Here is a 23,922-nt window from a genome sequence, read left to right as displayed (position 1 = left end):
AAAATGATGAATTTCCGTTACCACCTGGTATCGCTGATCGCAGTGTTCGTGGCGCTTTCGATCGGTGTCATCCTCGGTTCTGGTCCGTTGCAGTCCCGAATCTCTGGGGCTCTTGCAGATAAGAATGCAGCATCTTCCGTTGCCGATGCCCAGGCTCTTGCTCAGGCTCAAGCTTTGGCAAGCGCTGAAGCAGCAGGTCTTGATGCGATTGCATCGAACAAGCTTGATGGCACTCTGTCCGGCATGAAGGTAACAACAATTGGTCTGCCCGGAGCTACGGCTGAAGACATTACTACGGTCAGCGATCGCCTGTCCGCCGCTGGCGCCGAGGTAATCGGCCATGTCTCGCTGACGGACAACTTTGATAACGCTGGAATGTCTCAGTACCGTGAGACCCTTTCAAGCCCCCTTTCGAGCCATATGTCTAATCTGCCCTCATCTGCATCGGGCGAAGCAATCATCAGCTTCGGCATCGTTGCAGTCTTGACGACTACGGGTTCTGAAACGGACCTCGTGAAGGAGATTTTGACTGACGATTCCACTCCGATTATGTCGATCGCCACGGATCCGGCCGGAGCAACAGAAGCCATCGTTGTCGTCGGCCCGCGTGCTTCGGCAACTGTTTTAGCTCAGAACTCTGCAGATTCTTCCCAGTCTGGCGTTGTGGAACGTGCTCCTCAGGCGTGGTTGGGTCTTGCTCAGGCGGTTACTTCTGTTCCGAAGTCTGCGGTTATCGTCGCCGATGCTTCGACGGATTCGTCCATGGGACAGGTTCTGCGCACTCAGGGTGCCCAGGTCACGTCAATCGATTCGCCTGGCACGACGCTGTCGGCAATCTCAGCCGTCATCTCCCTGAAGGATGCGTCCGCAACTGCTCGCGCATACGGCGTTCAAAATGGCGCCACTGCGGTTATACCTGAGCTTCCGTGATAGGAGCTATCGTTTCGCCTCAACGTTCGTGACAGCGAGCCACTAGCGCTTCCACCACGTGGCGTTTCCAACTGTGCGGTGCGTATCATCTTGGCCTTCTGAGTCGAGGTGATACGCACCGTTTTGTTATGCTGGAGTCCCATGGTGATGTCTTCAACGCGCGCTATGGGCGCAGATCAAATGGTAACCAAGCAGATTTTTGTTACTGGCGGTGTCGTCAGTTCACTGGGTAAAGGGTTGACCGCTTCAAGTCTTGGTCGTCTTCTTCGTTCTCGTGGTCTTTCTGTTGTGATGCAGAAGCTTGATCCGTACATTAACGTCGATCCGGGCACAATGAACCCCTTCCAGCACGGTGAAGTTTTCGTGACGGAAGATGGTGCTGAGACCGACCTCGATATTGGTCACTACGAGCGTTTCCTTGATGTTGCTCTTTCGGGTGACGCAAACGCGACAACCGGTCAGGTCTACTCGACGGTGATCGCGAAGGAGCGTCGTGGTGAATACCTTGGTGATACCGTCCAGGTTATCCCGCATATTACTGATGAAATTAAACGCATGATGCGTTCCCAGGCTCGTCCTGATGCCGAAGGTAACACTCCTGACGTGATCATCACGGAAATTGGTGGCACCGTCGGTGATATTGAATCTCAGCCGTTCCTCGAAGCTGCACGTCAAGTGCGCGCCGATCTTGGTCGCGAGAACGTTGCCTTTGTTCACGTTTCGCTGATTCCGTTCCTGCCAGCTGCCGGCGAACTGAAGACGAAGCCGACGCAGCACTCTGTTGCTGCTCTTCGTTCGATCGGTATTGCTCCCGATGCTCTTGTGTTGCGCACGGATCGTCCGCTTCCTGAGGGGATTAAGGGCAAGGTCGCGCTGATGTGCGACGTTGACCGCGATGCCGTCATCGAGTGCAAGGATGTGTCGTCGATTTACGAGGTTCCGCCGACGCTTCACCGTGAGGGACTTGATGCCTACTTGGTTCAACGTCTTGGATTGCAGTTCCGCGATGTTGATTGGACGGAGTGGAATGGCTTGCTCGAGCGGGTTCACTCCCCGAAGTACCGCGTTGAGGTTGCCCTGGTTGGCAAGTACATTGATCTGCACGATGCGTATCTGTCGGTTCAGGAAGCCATCAAGCACGGTGGCTTTGCAAACAATGCTCGCGTTGATATCCGCTGGGTCGCGTCCGATGGTTGCGAGACGCCCGAAGGTGCCAGTCGTGAACTTGCCGGTGTAGATGCGATCTGTGTCCCCGGTGGTTTCGGTGTACGAGGCATCGAAGGCAAGCTTGGTGCCCTGCGCTGGGCACGTGAACACGGCGTTCCTACTCTGGGCCTCTGCCTTGGCTTGCAGTGCATGGTGATTGAAGCATCGCGTAACATGCTGGGTCTGGCTGGCGCTTCTTCGACGGAGATGGATCCCGAGACTTCCGATCCGGTTGTTGCCACGATGGCTGACCAGATGGACATCGTTTCCGGCGAAGGTGATCTTGGCGGCACGATGCGCCTTGGCTCTTACCCTGCAAAACTCACCGAAGGTTCCATTGTTGCTCAGGCGTATGGAATGACCGAGGTGACCGAACGTCACCGTCACCGCTACGAGGTCAACAACGCCTATCGCGATCGCCTTGAAGCGGCGGGCCTGCATATTTCCGGTACTTCGCCCTCGGGTGATCTGGTTGAGTTCGTTGAGCTTGATCGTTCCATGCACCCGTACTACGTGGCGACCCAGGCTCACCCGGAGTTCAAGTCGCGTCCGACGAACCCGCATCCACTGTTCGCGAGCCTCGTCCACGCTGCCCTGGAACGCCACAAGGGACGCTACTCGTCGAACCAAGACACTCATGTCGTTGAGGAATCGGCGAAATGACCTTGCGTGAAGTTGCGGCCTCTCAGGCGAAGGCCGAAGGTGACACTCCAGCTCAATTCGAGGTCATTGAACACCGTCATCTGTGGGATGGTCGGGTCATCGGGCTTGAAGAGGATGAAGTTCGTCTGATTGAAGACGCTGAACCTGTTCTTCGCCAGTACACCACGCACCCAGGTGCGGTCGCTGTCGTGGCGTTGCGGGGCGAAGCTGGCAACGAAGAGGTACTTCTTGAACGTCAGTATCGTCATCCGGTGCGAGCAAACCTATGGGAAATTCCCGCGGGATTGCTCGATATCGAAGGGGAAGACTATGTCTGTGCCGCCCAGCGAGAACTGGCTGAAGAAGTTGATCTTCAAGCCAATCAATGGGATGTTCTGGTCGACTACTTCACGTCGCCGGGAGGATCTGTTGAATCGCTTCGTATCTTCCTCGCGCGTGATCTGGTCGAGCTTGATCAGGAGTTCGAACGTCTGGACGAAGAGGCACTCATGGTGAGTTCCTGGGTGAAGCTTGATGACGCTGTAGACATGATCTTTGCTGGCAAGTTGCACAACCCATCTGCGGTAACTGGAATTCTTGCAACCTGGAATGCGCGAGCACGTGGTTGGAAGGACCTCCGACCTGCGGATTCACCCTGGATGCGCTAAGGAAACGTGTGGCGTTTTTGACACGTCTGAATTTCGATAAGCATATTGTGCGTAAAAGGACGTAGACTCTGACATAGATTCCCATGTGAACAGATGATCGGAGGCCTTGTGGGCGAACAGCTCGATGCGCGAACTCGCGAGCAAGTCCTCGATTTGATCGTCGAAAAGGGACCCGTGACTGCAACCGTCATCGCTCGAATTCTTAAGCTGACTACCGCAGCCGTGCGCAGGCACATCACCATCTTGTTGGATTCGAAAGAAATCATGGAGATGGAACCGGCGCAGTTGCAAAAGCGTGGTCGTGGACGCCCGGCTCGTCACTATGTCGCAACACCGAACGCGCACACGAAGTTGCCTGACGCATATTCCGAGCTAGCTGTCAAAGCCCTCGGTTACCTTGGACAAGTTGGCGGTGGGGAAGCGATTGATTCTTTCGCGGCCTCTCGTTCGCGTGAAATTGAGCGTCGCTATGCGCCTATCATTCGCGAAGCTGGCTCAGACCCGAAGGTTCGTGCTCAGGCTCTTGCCGATGCGCTGACTCAAGACGGTTATGCTGCGACGGTTCGAGACATCGGTAATGGCAATTTTGCTATTCAGCTATGCCAAGGGCACTGTCCTATTCAGGAAGTTGCCGGTGACTACCCGCAGCTCTGCGAGGCAGAAACCCAAGCGTTTAGTCGACTTCTTGATGTTCACATTCAGAGGCTTGCAACTCTTGCCGGCGGTGGTCACGTCTGTACGACTCACATTCCCGTGGGCGCACCCGTGCTTCGTTCGGCTTCACGAGCCACTCGGCGTAAGTAGAGTGTGCTTGAAATTAAGAATGGAAGGTTGACACCACTATGACCCAGTCACCGCAGGTCACTGACCTCGATGACCGTCACATGAGTGATGATGAAATCATCGACTCAATTGGCGCGTATGAGTATGGATGGCGCGATAGCGACGAGTACTCAAAGAATGCTGAATACGGCATTAATGCGGACGTTGTTCGTTCGATCTCGGATCATAAGAATGAGCCGGAGTGGATGCGTGAACGTCGTCTGAAGGCACTTGAAATCTTCGATCGCAAGCCGATGCCCACATGGGGCCCGGATCTTTCGGATATCGACTTCGATACGTTCAAGTACTACGTCAGCCCCACCGACCGTCAGGTGAATTCGTGGGACGACCTTCCCGAGGAAATTCGTACCACCTACGATCGTCTGGGTATTCCGGAGGCTGAAAAGAATCGCCTGGTCTCCGGCGTCGCCGCCCAGTACGAGTCTGAGGTTGTCTACCAGCAGATTCAGGAAGATCTTGAACGCCAGGGTGTCATCTTCCTCGATACCGACACGGGTCTCCGTGAGTATCCAGAAATCTTCCAGGAGTACTTCGGCAAAGCTGTTCCCTCCGGTGACAATAAGTTCTCCGCACTGAACACCGCCGCTTGGTCGGGTGGTTCCTTCGTCTACGTGCCACCAGGCGTTCACGTCGACATCCCGCTTCAGGCCTACTTCCGCATTAACACTGAGGCTCTTGGCCAGTTTGAACGTACGCTGATCATCGCTGATGAGGGCTCCTACGTTCACTACGTCGAAGGGTGCACCGCGCCGATTTATGACGAGAACTCACTGCACTCAGGTGTTATCGAAATCTTCGTCAAGAAGGGTGCACGCGTTCGCTACACGACGATCCAGAACTGGTCGACCAACGTTCTGAACCTCGTGACCCAGCGCGCCATCGTCGAAGAAGGCGGAACTATGGAGTGGGTCGATGGCAACATGGGTGCCGCGATTACCATGAAGTACCCCGCCTGCTTCCTCATGGGCGAGCATGCCCGTGGAGAGACATTGTCCATCGGTTTCGCAGGCCCCGGTCAGCACCAGGACACTGGCGCCAAGATGGTCCACATGGCACCGCACACCTCTTCTTCGATCGTGTCGAAGTCCGTGTCTCGTGGCGGTGGCCGTACCTCGTACCGCGGTCTGGTTCAGATCAACGCCCGCGCACGGTACTCGAAGTCCAACGTCCTGTGCGACGCGCTTCTTGTCGACAAGGTTTCACGTACCGATACCTACCCCTATGTTGACGTCCGAACCGATGACGTCGAAATGGGTCACGAAGCAACCGTTTCGAAGGTGTCGGCAGACCAGCTCTTCTACCTGATGAGCCGTGGCCTTGATGAGAACGAAGCAATGGCAATGATCGTTCGTGGTTTCGTTGAGCCGATCGCGAAGGAACTCCCGATGGAGTACGCGCTCGAACTCAACCGCTTGATCGAACTGCAGATGGAAGGATCCGTCGGCTGATATGACGACACAAGAAGTGATGAATAAAGCGCACTCTCACGGCGGCGTCGAAAAGGGCGGCCACGCCAGCCGCGCAGACCGCCCGGTTTCCTTCGATCTCGATGCAATCCCGACCCCGCACGGTCGCGAAGAAGACTGGCGTTTCACCCCGATGCGTCGCATCGAACGTCTTTTTGAGGTTGAAAACTATGACCAGGGTGATGCCCCGGTCACCGTTGAGGCTCCTGAATGCGTGACAGTTGAACAGGCTGATCGCTCCGATTCTCGCTTGGGTACTGTTCTTGCTCCCGGTGATCGCACAGCGGTTGTCGCATGGAATCAGTATGGTGAGTCGACAATTGTTTCTGTTCCTGCCCAGATGCAGGTCAGCGAACCGATCCGTCTGAACGTTGACGCTGTTGAAGGAACTCGCGCCCAGCACATCTTCGTTGAGGTCGGCGAACTTGCCGAAGCGACGATCATCCTGAACCACCGTGGCTCTGAAGAAGCAGCTGTCAATCAGACCATCGAAGTGAACGCAGGGGACGGCTCGAAGGTCACCTTCGTTTCAATCCAAGAATGGGATGACACCACACTGCACGCCTCAAACCACCGACTGGCACTGGGCAAGGATGCTTCCCTGACGCACATCGTTGTTACTTTCGGTGGCGACCTGGTCCGTATCTCTTCCGATACTGATTTCCGAGGCCCCGGTGGCGAACTCAACATGCTGGGCCTGTACTTCGTTGACGGCGGTCAGCACCTCGAGCACCGCGTGTTCGTTGACCACTCCCAGCCGAACTGCTACTCGCGAGTCACCTACAAGGGTGCTCTGCAGGGCAACGGCGCACACTCGGTGTGGATTGGCGACTGCCTGATCCGGGAAGCAGCCGACGACACCGACACCTACGAACTGAACCGCAACCTGGTCCTCACCGAGGGCGCCAAGGCCGACTCTGTTCCGAACCTCGAAATTGAAAACGGTGAAATCCGCGGAGCTGGACACGCATCCGCAACCGGCCGTTTCGATGACGAACAGCTCTTCTACCTGATGAGCCGAGGAATCAGCGAACACGAGGCACGTCGTCTTGTTGTCCGTGGTTTCTTCGCCGAGCTCATTAATCAGATTGGTGTGCCCGAGGTGGTTGACCACCTCATGGAGGCCGTCGAGGCCGAACTCGCCAAGTCCCGAACGAACTGACCCTGCGCGCCATGTGGCGCACCAACTATTGCGGCCTCGCGCCGACAAGGAGAAACAATGTCGACTTTGACGATCAAAGATCTGCATGTCACGGTTGAAACCGCTGACGGCCCCAAGGAGATCTTGAAGGGCGTGAATCTGACCATCAAGTCCGGTGAAATCCACGCCATTATGGGGCCGAACGGTTCGGGCAAGTCCACGCTTGCCTATGCACTCGCCGGCCATCCCGAATACACCATCACCCAGGGCGAAGCATGGCTCGACGACAAGCTCATTACTGAGATGAGCGTTGACGAGCGCGCCAAGGCCGGTCTGTTCCTGGCCATGCAGTACCCGGTTGAGGTTGCGGGCGTTTCCGTTTCCAACTTCCTGCGTACCGCTAAGACCGCTATCAACGGTGAAGCACCGCAGATCCGCCAGTGGGTCAAGGACGTGAAGTCCTCTATGGAGCACCTGCGTATGGACGAAGACTTCGCTGAGCGTGACGTCAACGTCGGTTTCTCCGGTGGTGAGAAGAAGCGTCTTGAGATCCTCCAGATGGAACTCCTGCAGCCGACCTTCGCAGTCCTGGATGAAACTGACTCCGGTCTGGACGTCGATGCTCTGCGCATCGTGTCTGAGGGTGTGAACCGTGTCCATGACACCACCGGCTGTGGCGTCATGCTGATCACTCACTACACGCGCATTCTTCGCTACATCAAGCCGAGCCACGTTCACGTCTTCGTGAACGGCCATGTTGCCGCCGAAGGAGGCCCCGAGCTTGCTGACCAGCTTGAAGAAGAAGGCTACGACAAGTACCTGGGTCTCTGATCAACATGAATTCGCTTCTCGGAGCAGACTTTAGCGCTGTAGAGCTCGAAGCTATCCGTTCGGATTTCCCGATTCTCGCTCGACTGGGGCGCGGAGGGAAGCCGATCGCGTACCTTGATGCCTCTGCAACGTCTCAAAAGCCTGCCAGCGTCATTGATGCGGAAGCGAATTTCTACCGTCGTTCGAATGCTGCTGTTCACCGCGGAACCCATATTTTGGGGGACGAAGCGACCAGCGCGTTCGAAGACGGACGTAGTGCGCTCGCCTCGTTTATCGGTGGGCGCAGCGATGAGATCGTGTGGACCAAGAACGCGACCGAAGCCATCAACCTTGTTGCTCTGTCTATCGGTCATGCGTCTGTTGGCCGTGGAGGCACGGCTTCGACTCCACTGAGAATTGGGCCAGGAGACACGATCGTCACCACTCGCTCAGAACACCATGCGAACCTCGTTCCGTGGCAGGAATTGTGCGCACGAACCGGCGCTGAACTCAAATGGCTGGATCTGACTCCTGACGGTCGCATTGACCTTGAGACACTCGACGTCATTACGCCCAACACTAAGCTGGTTGCTTTCACTCACGTGTCGAACGTGACGGGCGCGATCTCTCCCGTCGATGCGATTGTCGCAAAGGCACGCAGTGTCGGAGCTCTTGTTTTGGCTGATACCTGTCAGTCGAGCGCGCATATGGCGATTGATGTTCGTGCCATGGACGTGGATTTTGCTGTCATGTCATCGCACAAGATGCTTGGTCCTACCGGCGTCGGTGCGTTGTGGGGCAGGCGGGAACTCCTCGACATGATGCCTCCGGTTTTGACCGGCGGATCAATGATCGAATACGTGACGATGGAGGAATCGACGTACATGCCCGCTCCCGAACGGTTTGAAGCGGGATCTCAGCCCGTAGCTCAAATCGCAGGTTGGACGGCTGCGCTTGAATACCTGAGCGCTATTGGTATGGATCGCGTACACGCCCATGAGAAAGCCCTAACGCAGCGTCTGCTTGATGGGGTTGCCTCACTCGACGGTGTGAAAGTCCTTGGCCCAACAACCGATGTGGATCGTGTGGGCGTCGTGGCATTCGCAGTCGATGGTGTCCATCCGCACGATGTCGGTCAGATTTTGGATGCTGATGATATCGCGATTCGTGTCGGTCATCATTGCGCGATCCCACTTCATACGTTCTTCTCTGTTCGATCGTCCGCACGAGCATCCGTTGCAGTGTCGACGACTGAAGAAGAAATCGATCGTCTGGTCGCATCCCTTGGACGCGTGAGAGAGTTTTTCGGAGGATTCTGATGTCAAGCTTGGATCAGCTCTATCAGCAGGTCATCTTGGATCATGCCCGCGCCAAACACGGCCGAGGCGATGTGGAAGAGGTTGCGGCCTCGTCGCACCAAGTAAACCCCACGTGCGGCGACGAAGTAACCCTTGGCGTTACTCTCGCTAACGACGGCTCGATTGAAAAGCTTGTGTGGGATGGCGATGGTTGCTCGATTTCTCAAGCATCTCTGTCCATGCTGAACGACCTGGTCGCGAACCACTCGATTGAGGAAGCACGCATAGCATATGCGTCCATGGAATCGATGATGCATTCGAGGAACAGGGGAGTGCCCGACGAAGTCCTTGATGCTTTGGGGGATGCAGCGGCTCTTGAATCCACTTCTCAGTTTGCCAATCGCGTGAAGTGTGCACTGCTCGGCTGGTATGCCTTGCGTGACGCGCTTGCACAGCTCGGAACCGACATCGCAGGAGGTAATAAATGAATAACCCCATGGCAGCTCCGGAGCCTGTGGAGCAGCGTTTCGGCGCACCACCGGCACACGAACAGTCTGAGAATGTTCGCCAGATTGACGGCACAGACATCGTTGAAAACGGTTCTTTGAAGGGTGAAGATATCCTCGAAGCACTCAAAGACGTCATCGATCCTGAACTTGGCATTAACATCGTTGACCTTGGACTGGTCTACGGCGTGAACATTGCTGAGAACGACACAGTTGTTCTCGATATGACACTGACCTCTGCTGCCTGCCCGCTGACGGATGTCATCGAGCGTCAGGCACAGTCCGTTCTTTCCGCATTGACGCCTGAAGTGACTATTTCTTGGGTGTGGATGCCACCGTGGGGGCCGGATCGTATTACTCCGGATGGTCGTGAGCAACTCCGCGCAATTGGTTTCAACGTCTGAGCTGGTTTCAACGTCTGAGCGTGATCAGTGGTGGACTCGCGACGCCGGCACGGTTGAGGACACGCCGATTAAGGGATGGCGGGGATCATGGCAGGTTCGCTTCTGCTTCTTTCCGGAGGCGTGGCGCTCAGGCTACGAAAGCAGAGCATCATTCAGCGACCGTCTAGTATGTCTGGTCATCCCACAGGTCAGATGAGGCTGGGTGTGCCCCTCGTGCGATAATTATTCGCGCACGAGGGGCACACTCGTGTGTACACCGGGGCCGAACACGCAGTTGGATACGACGGTCATGGAGTGGTTCAAGGCATCCTCGTTATTCACAACCGCGTAGGATGACCTCAGGAAATATCGTGGTCGGTCAATATAGTTAAGTCGATCAAAGCGTGACTGTATGAATCAACAGGGGAGGCGACGAATGGGAGCCAATACCACATTAGTCGCCCGCACTTTTGACATTGTTCAGATGTTTGCATCGGGAGCGACTTCTTCAGCTGTTCGTTCCAGCATCGACATTGAGGAAGAACCCCTGTCACATCTGGTTGACTACCTGTCCGCTGTCGATGATGTCCCGCCCACAACTCAAATCGCGATTCTGGTTGACTCTGACTCATACGACAGACGCCCAGCCTTCACGAATTTTTCTACGTGGCAGAGAACCGCATGGGAGCAAGGGTACGGCGTTCGCATGCTCACCGATATCGACCAGGCGATCTTCGAATCTCTTATCATCATCGACGCGAATCAGACGAACACCTTGCCTCACAGCGCAATCGAGCACCTAGCAGAAAGCGGCAACCAGGTTCTCCTTATTGCTCCTTCAACCACGCAACCTTCAGATTCCGCTTTCGCGAAGACCGCCGGAGTTCAGTTCGAGGGGGAGTCTCACCTTCAGAGGCTCGACGAAGCCAATGATGCAACGTGGCACCTCGCCGGTCGCCTCACAGAACCATCACTCAAGCATGCCGGAACGCATCTGAAGACTTCGACTGCTCCCCTGAAACTTACCGCGACTGATCCGAGCCTTGAACGAACACGTCAACTGATGAATGAGCCTCGGCCAGCATTGCGCGCAGCAAACTGGGCACGTGTCTTCACCCCGGGTGACTCGACCACCACGTTAGCGAGCGTTGATGATCCACTCAGTGAGCTTGATGGTCACCCGATCATCACCAAACGTGCCGTCGCAAACGCGCACGGGGAAGCGGGCGGAAACGTGTGGCTTGTCGGCGCTGATCTTGATGCATTCACCCGAGCAACACTGCTCAGACTCATCAGCGTTCATGCGCGTATCCGGCCAATGAACCTACAATTCCCGCGCGGTATCGAAGTCGTCCAACGCGCTCACATGACGTTTATTGTGAATCACGGTAGCACGATGGCAGAACTCTCCAACGTTCATGGATTAGATGTCATCAGTGGTAATACGTGCACGGGGCACGTTGCTCTTGCCCCGCACTCGGTCATGGTCGTCGTCGGAGAATAACAGCCGTTCAGTCGTTATTTCCTGAGCCTCATATCGGATTGATGAAATGAAACAGATAAAAAACTCGGTCATCACCGACCGTGGACGCCGTGATTCGATTATTGTCGCCGCCTTGCGATTGGGATATCTGATTGCGTTCGGAGTCGTCCTTGTGTGGCTTGGAATCCAAATTGGGAACTACGCGACTGGCGGTCGTACGTTTTCGCTTCTTATTCCGATCATCGCCTGTCTTTTCGCTGCGACCTTCGCCGGCGTTGAAATCGTATATGGTGGCAAGGTCGCCCGTGCGGAAGAAAAACGTATTCGTCGCGATCTTCTGATGCGTGTGTTCAGCTCAACCAGTGAAGAAGCATCTGATCAAGCGCATGTTGTTCAGCTGGCAACCGACAATACGGAACGTGTCACTGAATTTCGCCAGGTCTACTTGGGCCCGACGATCGCGACGATTGTGGCGCCGTTCCTCACTCTCGGATTTGTCGCCGTTGCTTTTGACTGGGTTCTGGGGCTGGGAATCATGGTGCTTTGCCCGCTGATTCCTTTGCTGCTTGGTGGCTTCCAGAAGCTTTTCCGTCAGCGTTCATCGGATTCGCGAAAGCAACGAGGCCAACTGGCTGGCCGTTATCTTGATGCGATCCGAAATCTCATCACTATTCGTCTGTTCGGGGCTGGCCCACGAATTGAAGAGGATCTGCGCGTTCAGGGCGAGAAAAACCGAAGCGCAATCATGAAATTGCTGGCAGGAAACCAGATCGTCATCATTGTTCTAGACGGGTTGTTCTCGCTGATCCTGATCTGTGCCACGACTGCACTGACAATCGCACGATTTAATGCGGGTGCTGTCGACCTCGGACAAGCGATCGCAACGATGCTTCTGACCGTACTGCTCGTCGAACCCTTGGTGCAGGTCGCCGGTTTCTTCTACATCGGAATGGGCGGTATTGCATCGCAGAAAGCAATCGGACGTTACAAAGCGACCCATGACCGCGCCTCCCATGTCGTCAGCCACGCTTCGATCGCGAACGACGGATCGATCAGTGTTGATGCTGTTTCCTACGACTATGGTCGCGGTGAAGTGTTGCACGAGGTCTCTTTGAAGGTCCCAGCTGGTCATCGCGTGGCAATCATCGGTCGTTCGGGCGGGGGCAAGACTACTCTTCTTCGCCTGCTACGCGGTGACTTGAGACCCCAGTCCGGCTCCGTTGCTGTTTCGGGCAACTCTTTGGCATCTCTGTCGATCGATCAGGCGCACGCTTTAAGCGCCTCGGTTGCGCAATCAACCTGGCTTTTCACCGGTTCGATCGCTGACAACTTACGTCTTGCACGCCCCCATGCCAGCGAAGAAGAGATGTGGCAGGCCTTGAAACAAGCGCAGGTAGCTGATGAGATTGAGCGGATGCCCGAAGGCCTTCATACCCAGATTGGAGAGCAGGGTGGGCTGATCTCTGGTGGGCAAGCGCAACGAATCTCGATTGCTCGGGCTCTTTTATCCGGACGCACAATTCTGCTTCTCGATGAGCCCACGTCTCAGGTTGATATTGAATCCGAGAAGAAGATTATTCGAGCGATTTCTGAACTTGGACGAGAGTGGACGATTGTGGTGGTGACACACCGTAAGGCTCTGCTTGCACTTGCTGACTTAGTGTATGAGATGCGCCAAGGGGAACTGCACCGCGTGAATGCAAACGAACACACAATTGGCCAGGAGGTTCTCTGATGGAATCACAGCCGAGCGTTCTTCAGCTGGTGAAATGGCTGACTTCGCATACGCGAGACATCCACAAGCCCCTCTATGTCAGCACCCTTTTCCGCCTCGTCAATCTGTCAATGGATATTGTGCTCTTTGCCCTGGGGGCAGGGGGAGCCGTCGCAGTGGTGGTGGGAAATGGAAAATGTGCCACGATCCTGTTCTGGCTAGTCGTTGTTGCCCTGATCAAAGCTAGCGCCTACTACTGCGAGCAATTCACCGGTCATTACGTCGCTTTCAAGGCGCTGGAACTACTGCGCACGATGGTGTTTTCGCGACTGTGGCCAAAGGCCCCCGGGATTGTGTTGCGTTCGAAGAGTGGCGATGTCCTAGCGTCACTGACGCGCGACGTTGACCGGATTGAAGTCGTGTATGCTCACACGTTCGCGCCGGTCGTTTCAGCCATTATCGTTCCGCCCGTATTTCTTATCGGTGCTGGCATTGTGTGGGGCTGGCAGATCGTCGCTGTTCCGGCACTGTGCCTCCTGATTGCTCTTGCGGTTGTCCCGTTCCTGGGGGCAAGGAGCTCACTCGAGGCAACCAAACACACACTTGAACTTCGCCGGCACCTGGCTCAGCACGTCACGGATTCTGTCTTTGGCGCTGAAGAGGTAGTGGGATATGGGCGTGTGAATGAACGCCTTGAAGAGATGGACGCTATCGGCTTTCGTATCTCATCGTCGGCGAGTGTTGCCAAACGTGCTAATGCGTTGCGTCGCGCGTTGAATGCTGCACTCACACTTATCAGTACTCTCGCAATCGCCTGGTCAGCAATGAATGCCGGCTATTCTCCCGTCATCGTCGCGATTCTGACCGCTGGAACGCTACGTCTTTTTGAAGGGCCTCGTGGCGTTGAAGATGCGACCGGATATCTGGATCATTCACTTTCTGCTGCGCGCCGTCTCTGGGAAATATGCCATGCGCCCGCGAATGTGGATGACGGCGATGAGGAACTCACCCTTGACCATGCTCCGACGCTCACTTTCGAGAACGTTACTTACACATACCCGTCAGTGAGCGCCCCTGCTCTGAAAGATGTCACTATTTCGGTCAAAAGTGGCGGACACGTTGTATTGGCTGGACCATCAGGGTCTGGAAAATCAACGGTAATGACAATGGTGTTACGCTACGACAACCCCGATTCGGGGCGCGTTCTGATCGACGGCATCGATGTTTCAACGTTCACTTTGGATAGTTTGAGACACAGCGTGGTCGCTGTTTCGCAGAAGAACCAATTGCTCAACACGACTATTCGCGACAATGTCACTTTGGGTGCGCCGAACGCCAGTGATGAACAGGTTTGGCGTGCTCTTGAACATGCATGCGTTGCTGATGAAGTACGAGCGATGCCACAGGGGCTTCATACGCGCGTCGCTCAGGGAGGTAGTGCTCTGTCCGGTGGCCAAGTCCAGCGTCTTAGTCTTGCACGCGCACTGGTGATGAACCCGAAGATTCTGATCCTCGATGAAGCAACCGCACAGCTGAACTCTGAGTTGGAAGCCCAGATTCGTCACAACCTTGACACCTTGGATATGACGATCATCGAAGTAACGCATCGTCTTGACCTGATCGATGGCGCAGATCAGATCGTGCTTCTTGACCGCGGTCGGATTGTCGGCGTCGGAAGCCCATCAACGATCCGCTCCGAAGGGAGCTCCCTTGAAGAGTTCTTCACGAGGAACGTCTAGTTGAGGAAGCATGAAGCCGGCACTCACGTATGAGTACCGGCTTTGGTGCACTGAGGAAGGGGATCAGACGGTCTGGCGGGCACTCAGTTGCTCGGTTCAGACTGCGTCCAACACCAAACCAATGGATCGCACCGATATCGGCTACTCAGCGCCCACCACGGGACCTGAGACGACCAGAATCCGACCGTACTTGTTCGTTGAAACTCATGAGTGCACCACCCTCGTTGACCCCCCTGCGTATTTACCCAACATATCTGCGCGGAAGACTTCAAAGTTACCGTTGTCGATGGAATCACGAATCGCATCAACCAGTCGGACGGTGAACCACTCGTTGTGGATCGTAGCCAGGGTAGAGGCAAGGATTTCGTGTGCCTTGAACAGGTGATGAACGTAGGCGGCACTGTAGTGCGTGCACGTGTAGCAGCCACAACCTTCGACCATCGGGTTGAAATCCCTCTTGAATCGAGCATTCGTAATGTTGAAACGCCCATTGGGGGAGTAGATGGCAGCGTTACGGGCAACGCGCGATGGATTCACGCAGTCAAACGTATCGGCGCCCGCCTCAACACCTCGGAAGAAATCGTCAGGTTCGGATATACCCAGCAGGTGACGCGGACGATCCTCGTCGAGTTCTTCGCTGACCCACGACACAATCGTGCCGAGGTTTTCCTTCTCTAGGGCACCACCGATTCCGAAACCATCGAAACGCGTGCCGTCTTCATCCATATCGTTCATTGTGCGGGCTGCGAGCCTACGCAGATCCTCGTACTGAGCGCCCTGGATGACGCCCCAGAGCTGCTGATACGGCTTGTTTGCACGCACTTTGGTCAGGCGTGCGTGTTCGCGCAGGCAGCGCCTCGCCCACTGGTGCGTGCGCTCCAGCGACGTTTCCTGGTAGGAACGCGGGTGGAGCAGGCTGGTCAGCTCATCGAAAGCAAACATGATGTCTGAGCCCAACTGATGCTGAATGTTCATCGATACTTCAGCGGTGAAGCGGTGCTTCGTACCGTCGATGTGCGAGCTGAACACGACACCGTCATCGTCCACGACTGCAGTGGATGCTTTCACGGCCTGCATGTGGAGCTTCGGGTCGTTCGGGTCGGCTGCACCGGAAAACTCTTGGGAGAGCACCTTCTTGAAACCAGCACCCAGCGAAAGAACCTGGAAGCCGCCGGAGTCCGTGTAGGTGGGTCCTGGCCAGTTCATGAATTCGCCGAGTCCGCCGGCCTCGTCAACGAGGTCAGAGCCGGGCTGTAAATACAGGTGGTAAGCGTTCGCGAGTACCGCCTGGGCACCCAAGTCCGCGACCATCTCGGGGACGAGCGCTTTTACATTCGCTTTCGTTCCGACGGGAATGAACGCGGGGGTGCGAATATCGCCGTGGGCGGTGTGCAGGATTCCAGTACGCCCGAGACCGCGTCCACTTTCCAGACGCGACCCCACATCGAAGCCACGGTCCGGTGAACCGGGTTTAGCCCCCAGAGGGCGTTCATTGGATGGGGGAGCAGCAAGCCATTGTTCACTCATGCGGCAAGAACCTCGTTCGACGTTAGACCTTCGCGATTACGGACGAAGGCAATGACACGGTAAGTAATGGGCAGGAGGACGATTTCAACGCCCACCTTGTAGACGTATCCGGTGATGATGTAATTTGCGAATTCGGCCCCTGGAATGACACCGATGAAGGCGATCGTGCAGAAGAGGACGGTGTCGAAAAGCTCGCCGACGACGGTGGAACCGACGAGGCGTGCCCACAGGTGATCCGCACCCCAGCGTTCGCGAATTTTCACGAGGACCAGCGCGTTGATCAGTTGGCCTGCTAGGTAGCCGATGATCGAGGCGGCCACGATACGAGGCACGAATCCAAGGACCGCTTCGAATGCAGCCTGATTATCGTAGCCGGGGCCAACCGGTGCGACCTGAACAAGGAGGAAGGTGAGTGAGGCCAGTACTGATGCGACGAATCCGAGGACGATGACGCGACGAGCACGACGGAAACCGTAGACCTCGGACAAGACATCGCCCAGAACATAGGTCAGCGGGAAAAGGATTGCTCCACCGTCGAAAACAAGATGGATCGGTCCCGCATCAAGCGCCGTGACCTTGGTGCCTGCAATATTCGAAATGAGAAGGAAAGCCACGAACATCACGGCAATAATGTCGAAGATCTTTGGTGTGCGTGCTGATTCTTCTGGCGAAGTCAATGAAATACCCCTACCTCTGTTTCAGATGTACGCCTTCAATTGTGCCTGCCCGTAGGGCGTATCACCTTATTTGACTAGGGTGTACCTGCCCACAACCACTAAAATTGTCGGGTGATCAACGTACAAGACTTCTCCCTCAGCATTGGGCCAAGAGACCTTGTGAAGAACGTGTCCTTCAGGATCGATAAGGGAATGCGTATCGGCCTTGTCGGTCGCAATGGTGCGGGAAAGACGACGACCATGCGTCTTCTTGCCGGCGAATCAGATCATGGTGCTGCTGAGTACTCCGGCACGATTACGAACAACGGAAAGATCGGGTACCTCGCTCAGGACACTCACATCGGTGATCAGTCCCTCACTGCTCGCGAACGCATTATCTCGGTGCGTGGAATCGACCAGATCATCGCAAAGATCCGTAAAGCCGAACACGAGATGTCAACGACTGAGGGCAATCGCCAAGTGAAAGCGATGGAGCGCTACGTGCGACTCGATCAGGCATTCACGAACGAGGGCGGCTGGGCCGCGAACGCTGAAGCGGCACAGATTGCCCACTCACTGGGCCTCGAAGATCGTGTCCTTGAACAGAGCCTCGACACTCTATCTGGTGGTCAGCGCCGACGTGTTGAACTCGCACGCGTCCTATTCTCCGGAGCTGACGTGCTTCTCCTTGACGAGCCCACAAACCACTTGGATCACGATTCGATCATGTGGTTGCGTGACTGGATCAAGACATTCCCCGGTGGCGTCATGATGATTTCCCACGACGTAAAGTTGCTGGGGGAGACCGTCAACCAGGTCTTCTACTTGGATGCGAACCGTGCCGAGGTCGATATCTATCACCTGGGCTGGGATGCCTACCTGAAGCAACGCGAAGAAGACGAACGCCGTCGTCGCAAGGAACGCGCAACCGCTTTGAAGAAGGCTGAACAGCTGAAGGCCCAGGGCGAAAAAATGCGTGCGAAGGCCACAAAGGCAGTGGCAGCTCAACAGATGCTACGACGCGCTGAAGAGCTTTTTGCTCAGGCGGGTAGCGAGGAAGTTCAGGAAAAGGTGGCGCGTCTACGTTTTCCAGAGCCTCTTCCATGTGGCCGAGTCCCGCTGACTGGCGAAGGCCTGTCGAAGTCCTTTGGATCGTTGGAAGTGTTTACCGGTGTTGATCTTGCAATCGATAAGGGAGCAAAGGTTGTTGTCCTCGGTTTAAACGGTGCCGGTAAGACCACCCTGCTACGAATCCTCGGTGGCATCAGTGAACCTGATTGTGGCGCGATTGTTGCAGGTCACGGGTTGAAACTCGGCTACTACGCGCAGGAACATGAAACCTTGGATAATTCCAAGACTGTTTTCCAGAACATGGTTGATGCTGCGCCGAACCTTGACGATACTCACGTCCGCAACGTCCTTGGTCAGTTCCTCTTCTCGGGTGACGATGCAGACAAGCCGACGTCCGTTTTGTCCGGTGGTGAGAAGACCCGTCTCGCTCTGGCAACACTCGTTGTTTCCGGCGCGAATGTCCTTCTCCTTGACGAGCCGACGAATAACCTCGACCCTGCGTCCCGCGAAGAGGTCTTGAATGCACTCGACACGTATGAAGGTGCGGTCGTTCTGGTGACACACGACCCGGGCGCTGTCACCGCGTTGAATCCCGATCGTGTTCTGTTACTCCCGGATGGGGACGAGGATCTCTGGGATGACTCTTACCTTGATCTCGTCACCCTCACCTGATCTGACATTGCTACGCGCTGGCTGACTGCCCTGCGTAGCACATATGGCTGTGGGCCCAGCGATTTCGCTGGGCCCACACCCATCTCAGAATCGTGTGTGAAGCAGGAGCCTCGTACACCGCGTCAGAGCACCTTCGAGAAGAATTCCTTTGTTCGCTGTTCTTGCGGATTGTCGATCACGTCAGCGGGGCTACCAGCCTCGACGATAACTCCCTCATCCATGAAGACAACCGTGTCAGCGACCTCACGTGCGAAACCAATTTCGTGCGTAACTACAGCCATCGTCATGCCCGACTGTGCAAGATCCTTCATGACCTGCAGAACTTCGCCCACCAGTTCGGGGTCAAGCGCCGATGTTGGTTCGTCGAAAAGCATGATCTCCGGATCCATCGCCAGAGCGCGAGCAATCGCCACACGCTGCTGTTGACCACCGGAAAGCTCCGAGGGATAGTGATCCGCACGATCCGACAATCCGACGCGTTCAAGCAGTTCAAGCGCACGCTGTTTCGCCGTTGCCTTATCCACCTTCGCAACATGGATCGGTGCTTCCATGACGTTTTCCAACGCAGTCTTATGCGGGAACAGGTTGAAACGCTGGAATACCATGCCAATGCGCGAACGCTGGGCGGCGATGACCTTGTCAGCCAGCTCGTGCAACTGGCCAGCATCGTCCCTGCGGTATCCGAGAAGCTCGCCATCAACGCTCACTTCACCAGCACTAATCTCTTCGAGCTGATTCAGGCAACGGAGCAACGTCGACTTCCCTGAACCCGACGGACCCAGAATTACGCACACCTCGCCGGACGCGATCTCAAGATCAATGCCCTTGAGCACGTGAAGGTCACCAAAGAACTTGTGGACGCCTTTGACGCTCACCATAGGAGTTGAAGATTTCACGGTGTCACATCCAAGAATTGAGTCGAGGTTGAAGCGGTCGCGTTATCGCGACGATCAAAGCCCTTACCGAAGTAACGTTCAATGTGTGCCTGGATCCACATCAAAATGCTCGTGATGAACAGGTACCAAAGAGCAGCCGCAATCAACAGCGGAACCGGCTGGAACAGGGACTGGCCCTTTGTCGATGCAACGAACGTCAGTTCCAACGTGAACGGAATCGCCGAAACAAGCGATGTCGTCTTCAACATGGAAATCGTTTCGTTGCCGATCGGCGGGACAATCACGCGCATCGCCTGGGGCAAAATAATGCGACGGAAAATCATCGAACGAGGCATACCAAGAGCGGTGGCAGCCTCCCACTGACCCTTATCAACAGACAGTAAGCCGGCGCGAATAATCTCAGCAAGGTAAGCGCCTTCGTTGAGTCCCAGACCGATGAACGCCATCCAGAACGGTGTGAAGTACGTTGCCGTGTCGAAGGAAACGAACGGTGGAGCAAACGGAATGCCAAGCTCAATCTGCGGGTACAGCGTGGGTAGCAGTGACCAGAAGATCAACTGCGTGTAGATCGGGGTACCTCTAAAGAACCAAATATAGGCTGTGGCAACCCAGCGCAGAACCGGGTTAATCGACTGGCGCATAATCGCAAACGTGATGGCGAGGATCGTGCCAATTGTCATCGCGATGACAGTCAGAATCAACGTGTATACAACGCCTGAAACGATCGTCTTCGAGAAAAGCCATTTGCCAACGACATCCCACTGGTAGTTGTCATTGGTAATGAAACCCGTGGCGAGGAGCAGCGCAAAGATCGCAACGATCACTGCGCTGATCCACCGTCCGGGTCGCGGTACCGGTTTTGCATCAATGAGGGTGATGCCGTCTTTAACGTGTGCCATATGTTTACCTTGCTCAGTATGGGGCTCGCGCCATATGGTGCGAGCCCCATACGTTGAGTTCAAATCAGAGGCCGGGGTTCAGTTCGGCCGTGGTGAGACCGGCATCCTCGGCGCCGTAGGCTGCGAGAATCTTGGTCAGGTAGCCGTTATCCATTAGGTACTGCATGGCCTTTTGGATTGCGTTGGCCAGTTCAGTGTCGTTCTTGGCGACAGCAATACCCTGAGGCTCGGCCTCGATGATGTCACCAACCTGCTCGAGCTTGCCACCGGAGAGTTCAACCGTGTAGCCGATTACGGTGGAGTCAGCCAGAGTGGCGTCGTACTGGCCGCCGATGACCTTGGTTGCAATGTCGGTCTGAAGGTCGAGGGGCATAATCTTGATTGCTTCGTTGCCACCAGCAACGCATTCTTCGGACAGATGCTCAGCGTATTCCTGCTGGTAAGTGCCGTTCTGAACGCCGATTGTGGTGCCGCAAGCGTTGGCGGGATCGAAGTTCTTCGGGTTGCCTTGAGCGACAGCGTATGCGGAACCGACCTCGACGTAGGAGATCATGTTGGTCTGAGCAAGACGCTCTTCGGTGATGGTGAAGGAAGAAGCGCCGATATCAAACTTGGAACCGAGACCCGGGATGATGGTCGGAAACTCTGCGTGAGTCGTGGTGCCTTCTTCAAGACCCATCACCTTTGCCAGAGCCTTGACGATATCAATGTCGTAGCCAACGGGGGTCTGACCGTCTTCAGCGCGGAACTCGGCGGGGGCGTAGTCAGCGGATGTGCCGTTACGTAGGATATTTCGTTCCTTGACTGCGACGGGGACCAGAGCGGCGATTTCATCGACGGTTTCGATCGACGAGGTGTCGAATGATTCAATCGCGGTGGCCGATACTGCCCCCTCAGCGGACTGAGAAGTCGAAGAGGTTGACGGGTCGGAGCATGCGGCGAGTGCCATCGATGCGGTAGCAGTCAGGAGGAGTGCTGCAGGAAGCTTGCGCATGGGAGTACCTTTCGGAGATTTTCTCTCTACGCATATAAGTATGCACCCCTATGCATATTATGCATAGGGGTGTCTCGGTATTTGAGTCGAAACTCTCAGCGGCCGCGCATCGCCCTGCGGTTCGGGCGAGCCTTCATCGGATCAATTCCCTTGGGAATCGGCAGAGCATTGGACTGCAACGCATTCAAACGATTCGAAACGGCAGGAACCTCTTCCTTCGTCAGAATCTTCTTGAAACCACGCAACTTGCCCTGCAGCTTCGCAAGTTCCAGCTGGCCTTCATCGTGGCCAGTCTGGATAACGTGAACAGGAACGTTCTTCACAACGCGTTGAACCTTCTTACGCTCAGCTGAAAGAAGTGGCTGAACGTGGCTGGAAGGACCTTCGGAAATAAGAACAACACCGGCGCGACCGATAATTCGCCAGATAACATCCTGCTCGCGCGTGACGTTAATCGGCTGTTCGGGAATGATCCAACCGGACTTGATCTGCGACAAAACAGCGTAGACAGAGCCGACAGTGCCATCGATCTGATCGTATAGAGCACGACGCACCAAGAACGACAGCAGTGACATCGCGATCGTGCTACCTACCAAAACGCCCAGAATTGTCCAGACAATGTAGTTCGCGTGCATCAGGGCGGCGATCGCCAGTGCAAGACAGATCGTTAGGATCCATGCTCCGGCAAGTGCCCATCCGATCCACGGATAGGAGCGCTTTGTAATACGGTATGCGTCCGCGAGGTTGTGGTACCAGCGACGCTTCTTGGGGGCAGTGTTCTCACTCATAGCGAACCTATTCTACCTGTAATGGCGATATTCCAATGCATGGGATCGCAGTTATCCACAAGCTTAGGCAAGGCCGGTCGCTTTCAAGAAATCTGGACCGCACAATGCGGCTATGACTATGCATTCAGATCGCCTTGGAACGATTGCATTTATGACCTCCAACGGTCCGCTGTGGGAGGTCACTCGTGACAATGAAGCACTGTTGATCAGCGTATATAGCTCTGATATCGCGCGTGATCAGATGCAGCGTTGGATTGCATGGCGTGGCCTCGTGCACCCGAATGTGGCAGAGCTGGTGGAAATATCGTCCCAGCCGGATGGTCGCGTGAGTCTTTCTCAGCGTCGGTACGCCGGGCGAACCTTGCAGGCGCTACTCGATAGCGGTCAGCAACTGAACGACAACCAGCGCCGACGTATCGTCGCCGATGTGCGTGCTGGCGTTTGTGCGCTACATGATAGGGGAATTATCCATACCGATATTGCGCCATCAAACATTGTTGTCAGCAGTGATTTTCACGCGACGCTGATTGATATTGCCATTCCCGCGCAGGCCGGTGAAGGAACCCCCGGTTTTTCTCTGTCTGCAACAAAGGACCAGCGCAGTGACGATGCCGGAGTTGAAGCCATCGCATGCGCATTGAATATTGATCCACTCGGACTTAACCCCACGCGCGTCGAGCAACGCCCGCTACAACAGACAGTTGACTCACGCTGTGATAATCCGTCTCAGATGAACGATGTAGTCACGTGGCGAAAGGAACACCTTCTCGATAAACATCCACGGGGATTGCCAGCGACTCAGGGGCGGCGACGCGGTGCGCTGGCGGGGATCATCATCGTTCTCCTTAGCGTCATCTATGGAATGACGAGGCCGCCCACACTATCAAACGCGTCCTTCTCAACGGGCGGAATTAAGGCGCAGTCGGTGCCCTCGAGTGGGGGTATTGAACGATCTCGACATCCAGATGCCACGCAATCTGCGCCACTGAGTGAAAATAGGCAATCGGGAGAGACTCAAGAAGAAACTAAGCCGGCAGATCCGATGAAGGGAATGGACCTGGGACAAGGAATCCAACCATTTGGTCGCAATCAGGTTGCTTCGATCGACGACTTCGCAATCGATGGCTGCCCCGACGTCAGGCAGGCGAACGACATCGTCTCCACTTTTATGCATGCGCGAGATCAAGCAGTGATGGATCGTAATATCGCTGACCTGGACAATTTTATGGAAGGGGATGCTCTTCGAGCCGAAGCTGAAAAGATTGCAACCCTTCGCCGCTTTGATGCGTTCGTTAAACATCTGGAATCCGAATCGCACGTGGTCAACCAACCATACTGTTCGGACACGGAGCTCACAATCGAAGCAACGGTGACACAAAGTGAATACCAACGCTGCGAAGGGGCAAAGTGTGTGACTCTTCCTGCTAGTAGCTCGCAAGACGTAGTGATGACTTTTATGCGTCTGACGGGACGAGTTTCACGAACCGCTCAGCAAGACCCTTAGGCGGATCTGGTAAACCCCCAGTTCCCACCGGTTTCCCGGCACGAACTGGGGGTGCCTGAACGTCAGATCGGCAAATTACTTTGCCA

At 55.4% G+C, this 23,922-nt stretch carries 21 protein-coding genes; 15 read left to right on the top strand and 6 right to left on the bottom strand.

Annotated elements, in window-relative coordinates; translation table 11 throughout:
* Nucleotides 1–3 precede the first annotated feature (3 nt).
* The 13 genes from QP381_RS01590 (at nucleotide 4) to QP381_RS01530 (ending at nucleotide 14,829) form a co-directional block, all read left to right on the top strand.
* Complete coding sequence (locus QP381_RS01590; RefSeq protein WP_006680941.1) at nucleotides 4–930, top strand: copper transporter; 927 nt, start codon at nucleotides 4–6, stop codon at nucleotides 928–930.
* 147 nt (nucleotides 931–1,077) lie between these two features.
* Nucleotides 1,078–2,799 (top strand): CTP synthase, encoded by a 1,722-nt coding sequence (locus tag QP381_RS01585; protein ID WP_179370562.1) that lies wholly within the window; start codon nucleotides 1,078–1,080, stop codon nucleotides 2,797–2,799.
* Nucleotides 2,796–3,446 (top strand): NUDIX domain-containing protein, encoded by a 651-nt coding sequence (locus tag QP381_RS01580; RefSeq protein WP_179370405.1) that lies wholly within the window; start codon nucleotides 2,796–2,798, stop codon nucleotides 3,444–3,446. The genes QP381_RS01585 and QP381_RS01580 overlap by 4 nt, the downstream gene beginning before the upstream one ends.
* A 93-nt stretch (nucleotides 3,447–3,539) precedes the next feature.
* Nucleotides 3,540–4,250 carry a helix-turn-helix transcriptional regulator gene (locus tag QP381_RS01575; protein WP_218840510.1) on the top strand — a complete coding sequence of 237 codons (711 nt, stop codon included), beginning with the start codon at nucleotides 3,540–3,542 and terminating at the stop codon, nucleotides 4,248–4,250.
* A gap of 38 nt (nucleotides 4,251–4,288) precedes the next feature.
* On the top strand, nucleotides 4,289–5,737 hold the full coding sequence (gene sufB / locus QP381_RS01570; protein WP_285067506.1) for a Fe-S cluster assembly protein SufB: 1,449 nt from the start codon (nucleotides 4,289–4,291) through the stop codon (nucleotides 5,735–5,737).
* A gap of 1 nt (nucleotide 5,738) precedes the next feature.
* Nucleotides 5,739–6,917, top strand: a complete 1,179-nt coding sequence (gene sufD, locus QP381_RS01565; protein ID WP_006680946.1) for a Fe-S cluster assembly protein SufD — start codon at nucleotides 5,739–5,741, stop codon at nucleotides 6,915–6,917.
* 57 nt (nucleotides 6,918–6,974) lie between these two features.
* Nucleotides 6,975–7,727, top strand: a complete 753-nt coding sequence (gene sufC, locus QP381_RS01560; RefSeq protein ID WP_006680947.1) for a Fe-S cluster assembly ATPase SufC — start codon at nucleotides 6,975–6,977, stop codon at nucleotides 7,725–7,727.
* A 5-nt stretch (nucleotides 7,728–7,732) separates the two neighbouring features.
* Entirely contained in the window at nucleotides 7,733–9,025 is a 1,293-nt protein-coding gene (locus QP381_RS01555; protein ID WP_006680948.1) for a SufS family cysteine desulfurase, read from the top strand.
* Nucleotides 9,025–9,492, top strand: coding sequence for a Fe-S cluster assembly sulfur transfer protein SufU (gene sufU / locus QP381_RS01550; protein ID WP_006680949.1), 468 nt, complete (start codon nucleotides 9,025–9,027; stop codon nucleotides 9,490–9,492). The genes QP381_RS01555 and sufU overlap by 1 nt, the downstream gene beginning before the upstream one ends.
* Complete coding sequence (locus QP381_RS01545; RefSeq protein WP_006680950.1) at nucleotides 9,489–9,914, top strand: metal-sulfur cluster assembly factor; 426 nt, start codon at nucleotides 9,489–9,491, stop codon at nucleotides 9,912–9,914. The genes sufU and QP381_RS01545 overlap by 4 nt, the downstream gene beginning before the upstream one ends.
* Nucleotides 9,915–10,329: 415 nt before the next feature.
* Complete coding sequence (locus QP381_RS01540) at nucleotides 10,330–11,397, top strand: hypothetical protein (protein WP_285067502.1); 1,068 nt, start codon at nucleotides 10,330–10,332, stop codon at nucleotides 11,395–11,397.
* Nucleotides 11,398–11,443: 46 nt separating this feature from the next.
* Nucleotides 11,444–13,111: an ABC transporter ATP-binding protein/permease gene (locus QP381_RS01535; protein ID WP_285067501.1), complete on the top strand. Its 1,668-nt coding sequence runs from the start codon at nucleotides 11,444–11,446 to the stop codon at nucleotides 13,109–13,111.
* A complete protein-coding gene (locus QP381_RS01530) occupies nucleotides 13,111–14,829 on the top strand; it encodes an amino acid ABC transporter ATP-binding/permease protein (RefSeq protein ID WP_285067499.1) in 1,719 nt (572 codons plus the stop codon). Before QP381_RS01535 ends, QP381_RS01530 begins: the two co-directional genes overlap by 1 nt.
* Before the next feature lie 204 nt (nucleotides 14,830–15,033).
* Here the strand turns inward: QP381_RS01530 and tgt are convergent, their stop codons facing one another.
* Together tgt and QP381_RS01520 are read right to left on the bottom strand one after the other, a co-directional pair.
* Nucleotides 15,034–16,356: a tRNA guanosine(34) transglycosylase Tgt gene (gene tgt / locus QP381_RS01525; protein ID WP_285067498.1), complete on the bottom strand. Its 1,323-nt coding sequence runs from the start codon at nucleotides 16,354–16,356 to the stop codon at nucleotides 15,034–15,036.
* Nucleotides 16,353–16,976: a queuosine precursor transporter gene (locus QP381_RS01520; protein ID WP_103633762.1), complete on the bottom strand. Its 624-nt coding sequence runs from the start codon at nucleotides 16,974–16,976 to the stop codon at nucleotides 16,353–16,355. Before QP381_RS01520 ends, tgt begins: the two co-directional genes overlap by 4 nt.
* 168 nt (nucleotides 16,977–17,144) lie before the next feature.
* On the opposite strand from QP381_RS01520, the gene QP381_RS01515 reads away from it, so the two are divergent.
* The gene (locus tag QP381_RS01515) at nucleotides 17,145–18,755 is read left to right on the top strand and encodes an ABC-F family ATP-binding cassette domain-containing protein (RefSeq protein WP_103633716.1); all 1,611 of its coding nucleotides are present in this window, start codon (nucleotides 17,145–17,147) and stop codon (nucleotides 18,753–18,755) included.
* A gap of 122 nt (nucleotides 18,756–18,877) precedes the next feature.
* Here the strand turns inward: QP381_RS01515 and QP381_RS01510 are convergent, their stop codons facing one another.
* The 4 genes from QP381_RS01510 to QP381_RS01495 all read right to left on the bottom strand — a co-directional run bounded on the left by QP381_RS01510 (nucleotide 18,878) and on the right by QP381_RS01495 (nucleotide 22,332).
* Nucleotides 18,878–19,633 carry an amino acid ABC transporter ATP-binding protein gene (locus QP381_RS01510; RefSeq protein ID WP_040318535.1) on the bottom strand — a complete coding sequence of 252 codons (756 nt, stop codon included), beginning with the start codon at nucleotides 19,631–19,633 and terminating at the stop codon, nucleotides 18,878–18,880.
* A 14-nt stretch (nucleotides 19,634–19,647) separates the two neighbouring features.
* Nucleotides 19,648–20,550 (bottom strand): amino acid ABC transporter permease, encoded by a 903-nt coding sequence (locus QP381_RS01505; protein ID WP_006680959.1) that lies wholly within the window; start codon nucleotides 20,548–20,550, stop codon nucleotides 19,648–19,650.
* A 64-nt stretch (nucleotides 20,551–20,614) separates the two neighbouring features.
* Entirely contained in the window at nucleotides 20,615–21,544 is a 930-nt protein-coding gene (locus QP381_RS01500; protein ID WP_179370398.1) for an ABC transporter substrate-binding protein, read from the bottom strand.
* A 95-nt stretch (nucleotides 21,545–21,639) separates the two neighbouring features.
* Nucleotides 21,640–22,332: a DUF4191 domain-containing protein gene (locus QP381_RS01495; RefSeq protein WP_103633718.1), complete on the bottom strand. Its 693-nt coding sequence runs from the start codon at nucleotides 22,330–22,332 to the stop codon at nucleotides 21,640–21,642.
* A 112-nt stretch (nucleotides 22,333–22,444) separates the two neighbouring features.
* Here QP381_RS01495 and QP381_RS01490 point away from each other — a divergent pair, with 112 nt between their 5' ends.
* On the top strand, nucleotides 22,445–23,836 hold the full coding sequence (locus QP381_RS01490) for a protein kinase domain-containing protein (protein ID WP_285067497.1): 1,392 nt from the start codon (nucleotides 22,445–22,447) through the stop codon (nucleotides 23,834–23,836).
* The last annotated feature ends 86 nt before the right edge of the window (nucleotides 23,837–23,922 follow it).

It is taken from the genome of Pauljensenia sp. UMB6358 (assembly GCF_030216865.1).
GTDB classification, from domain to species: domain Bacteria; phylum Actinomycetota; class Actinomycetes; order Actinomycetales; family Actinomycetaceae; genus Pauljensenia; species Pauljensenia turicensis_A.
The sequence above is the reverse complement of the archived record's forward strand: the minus strand, read 5'-3'. Positions and strand labels throughout refer to the sequence as shown.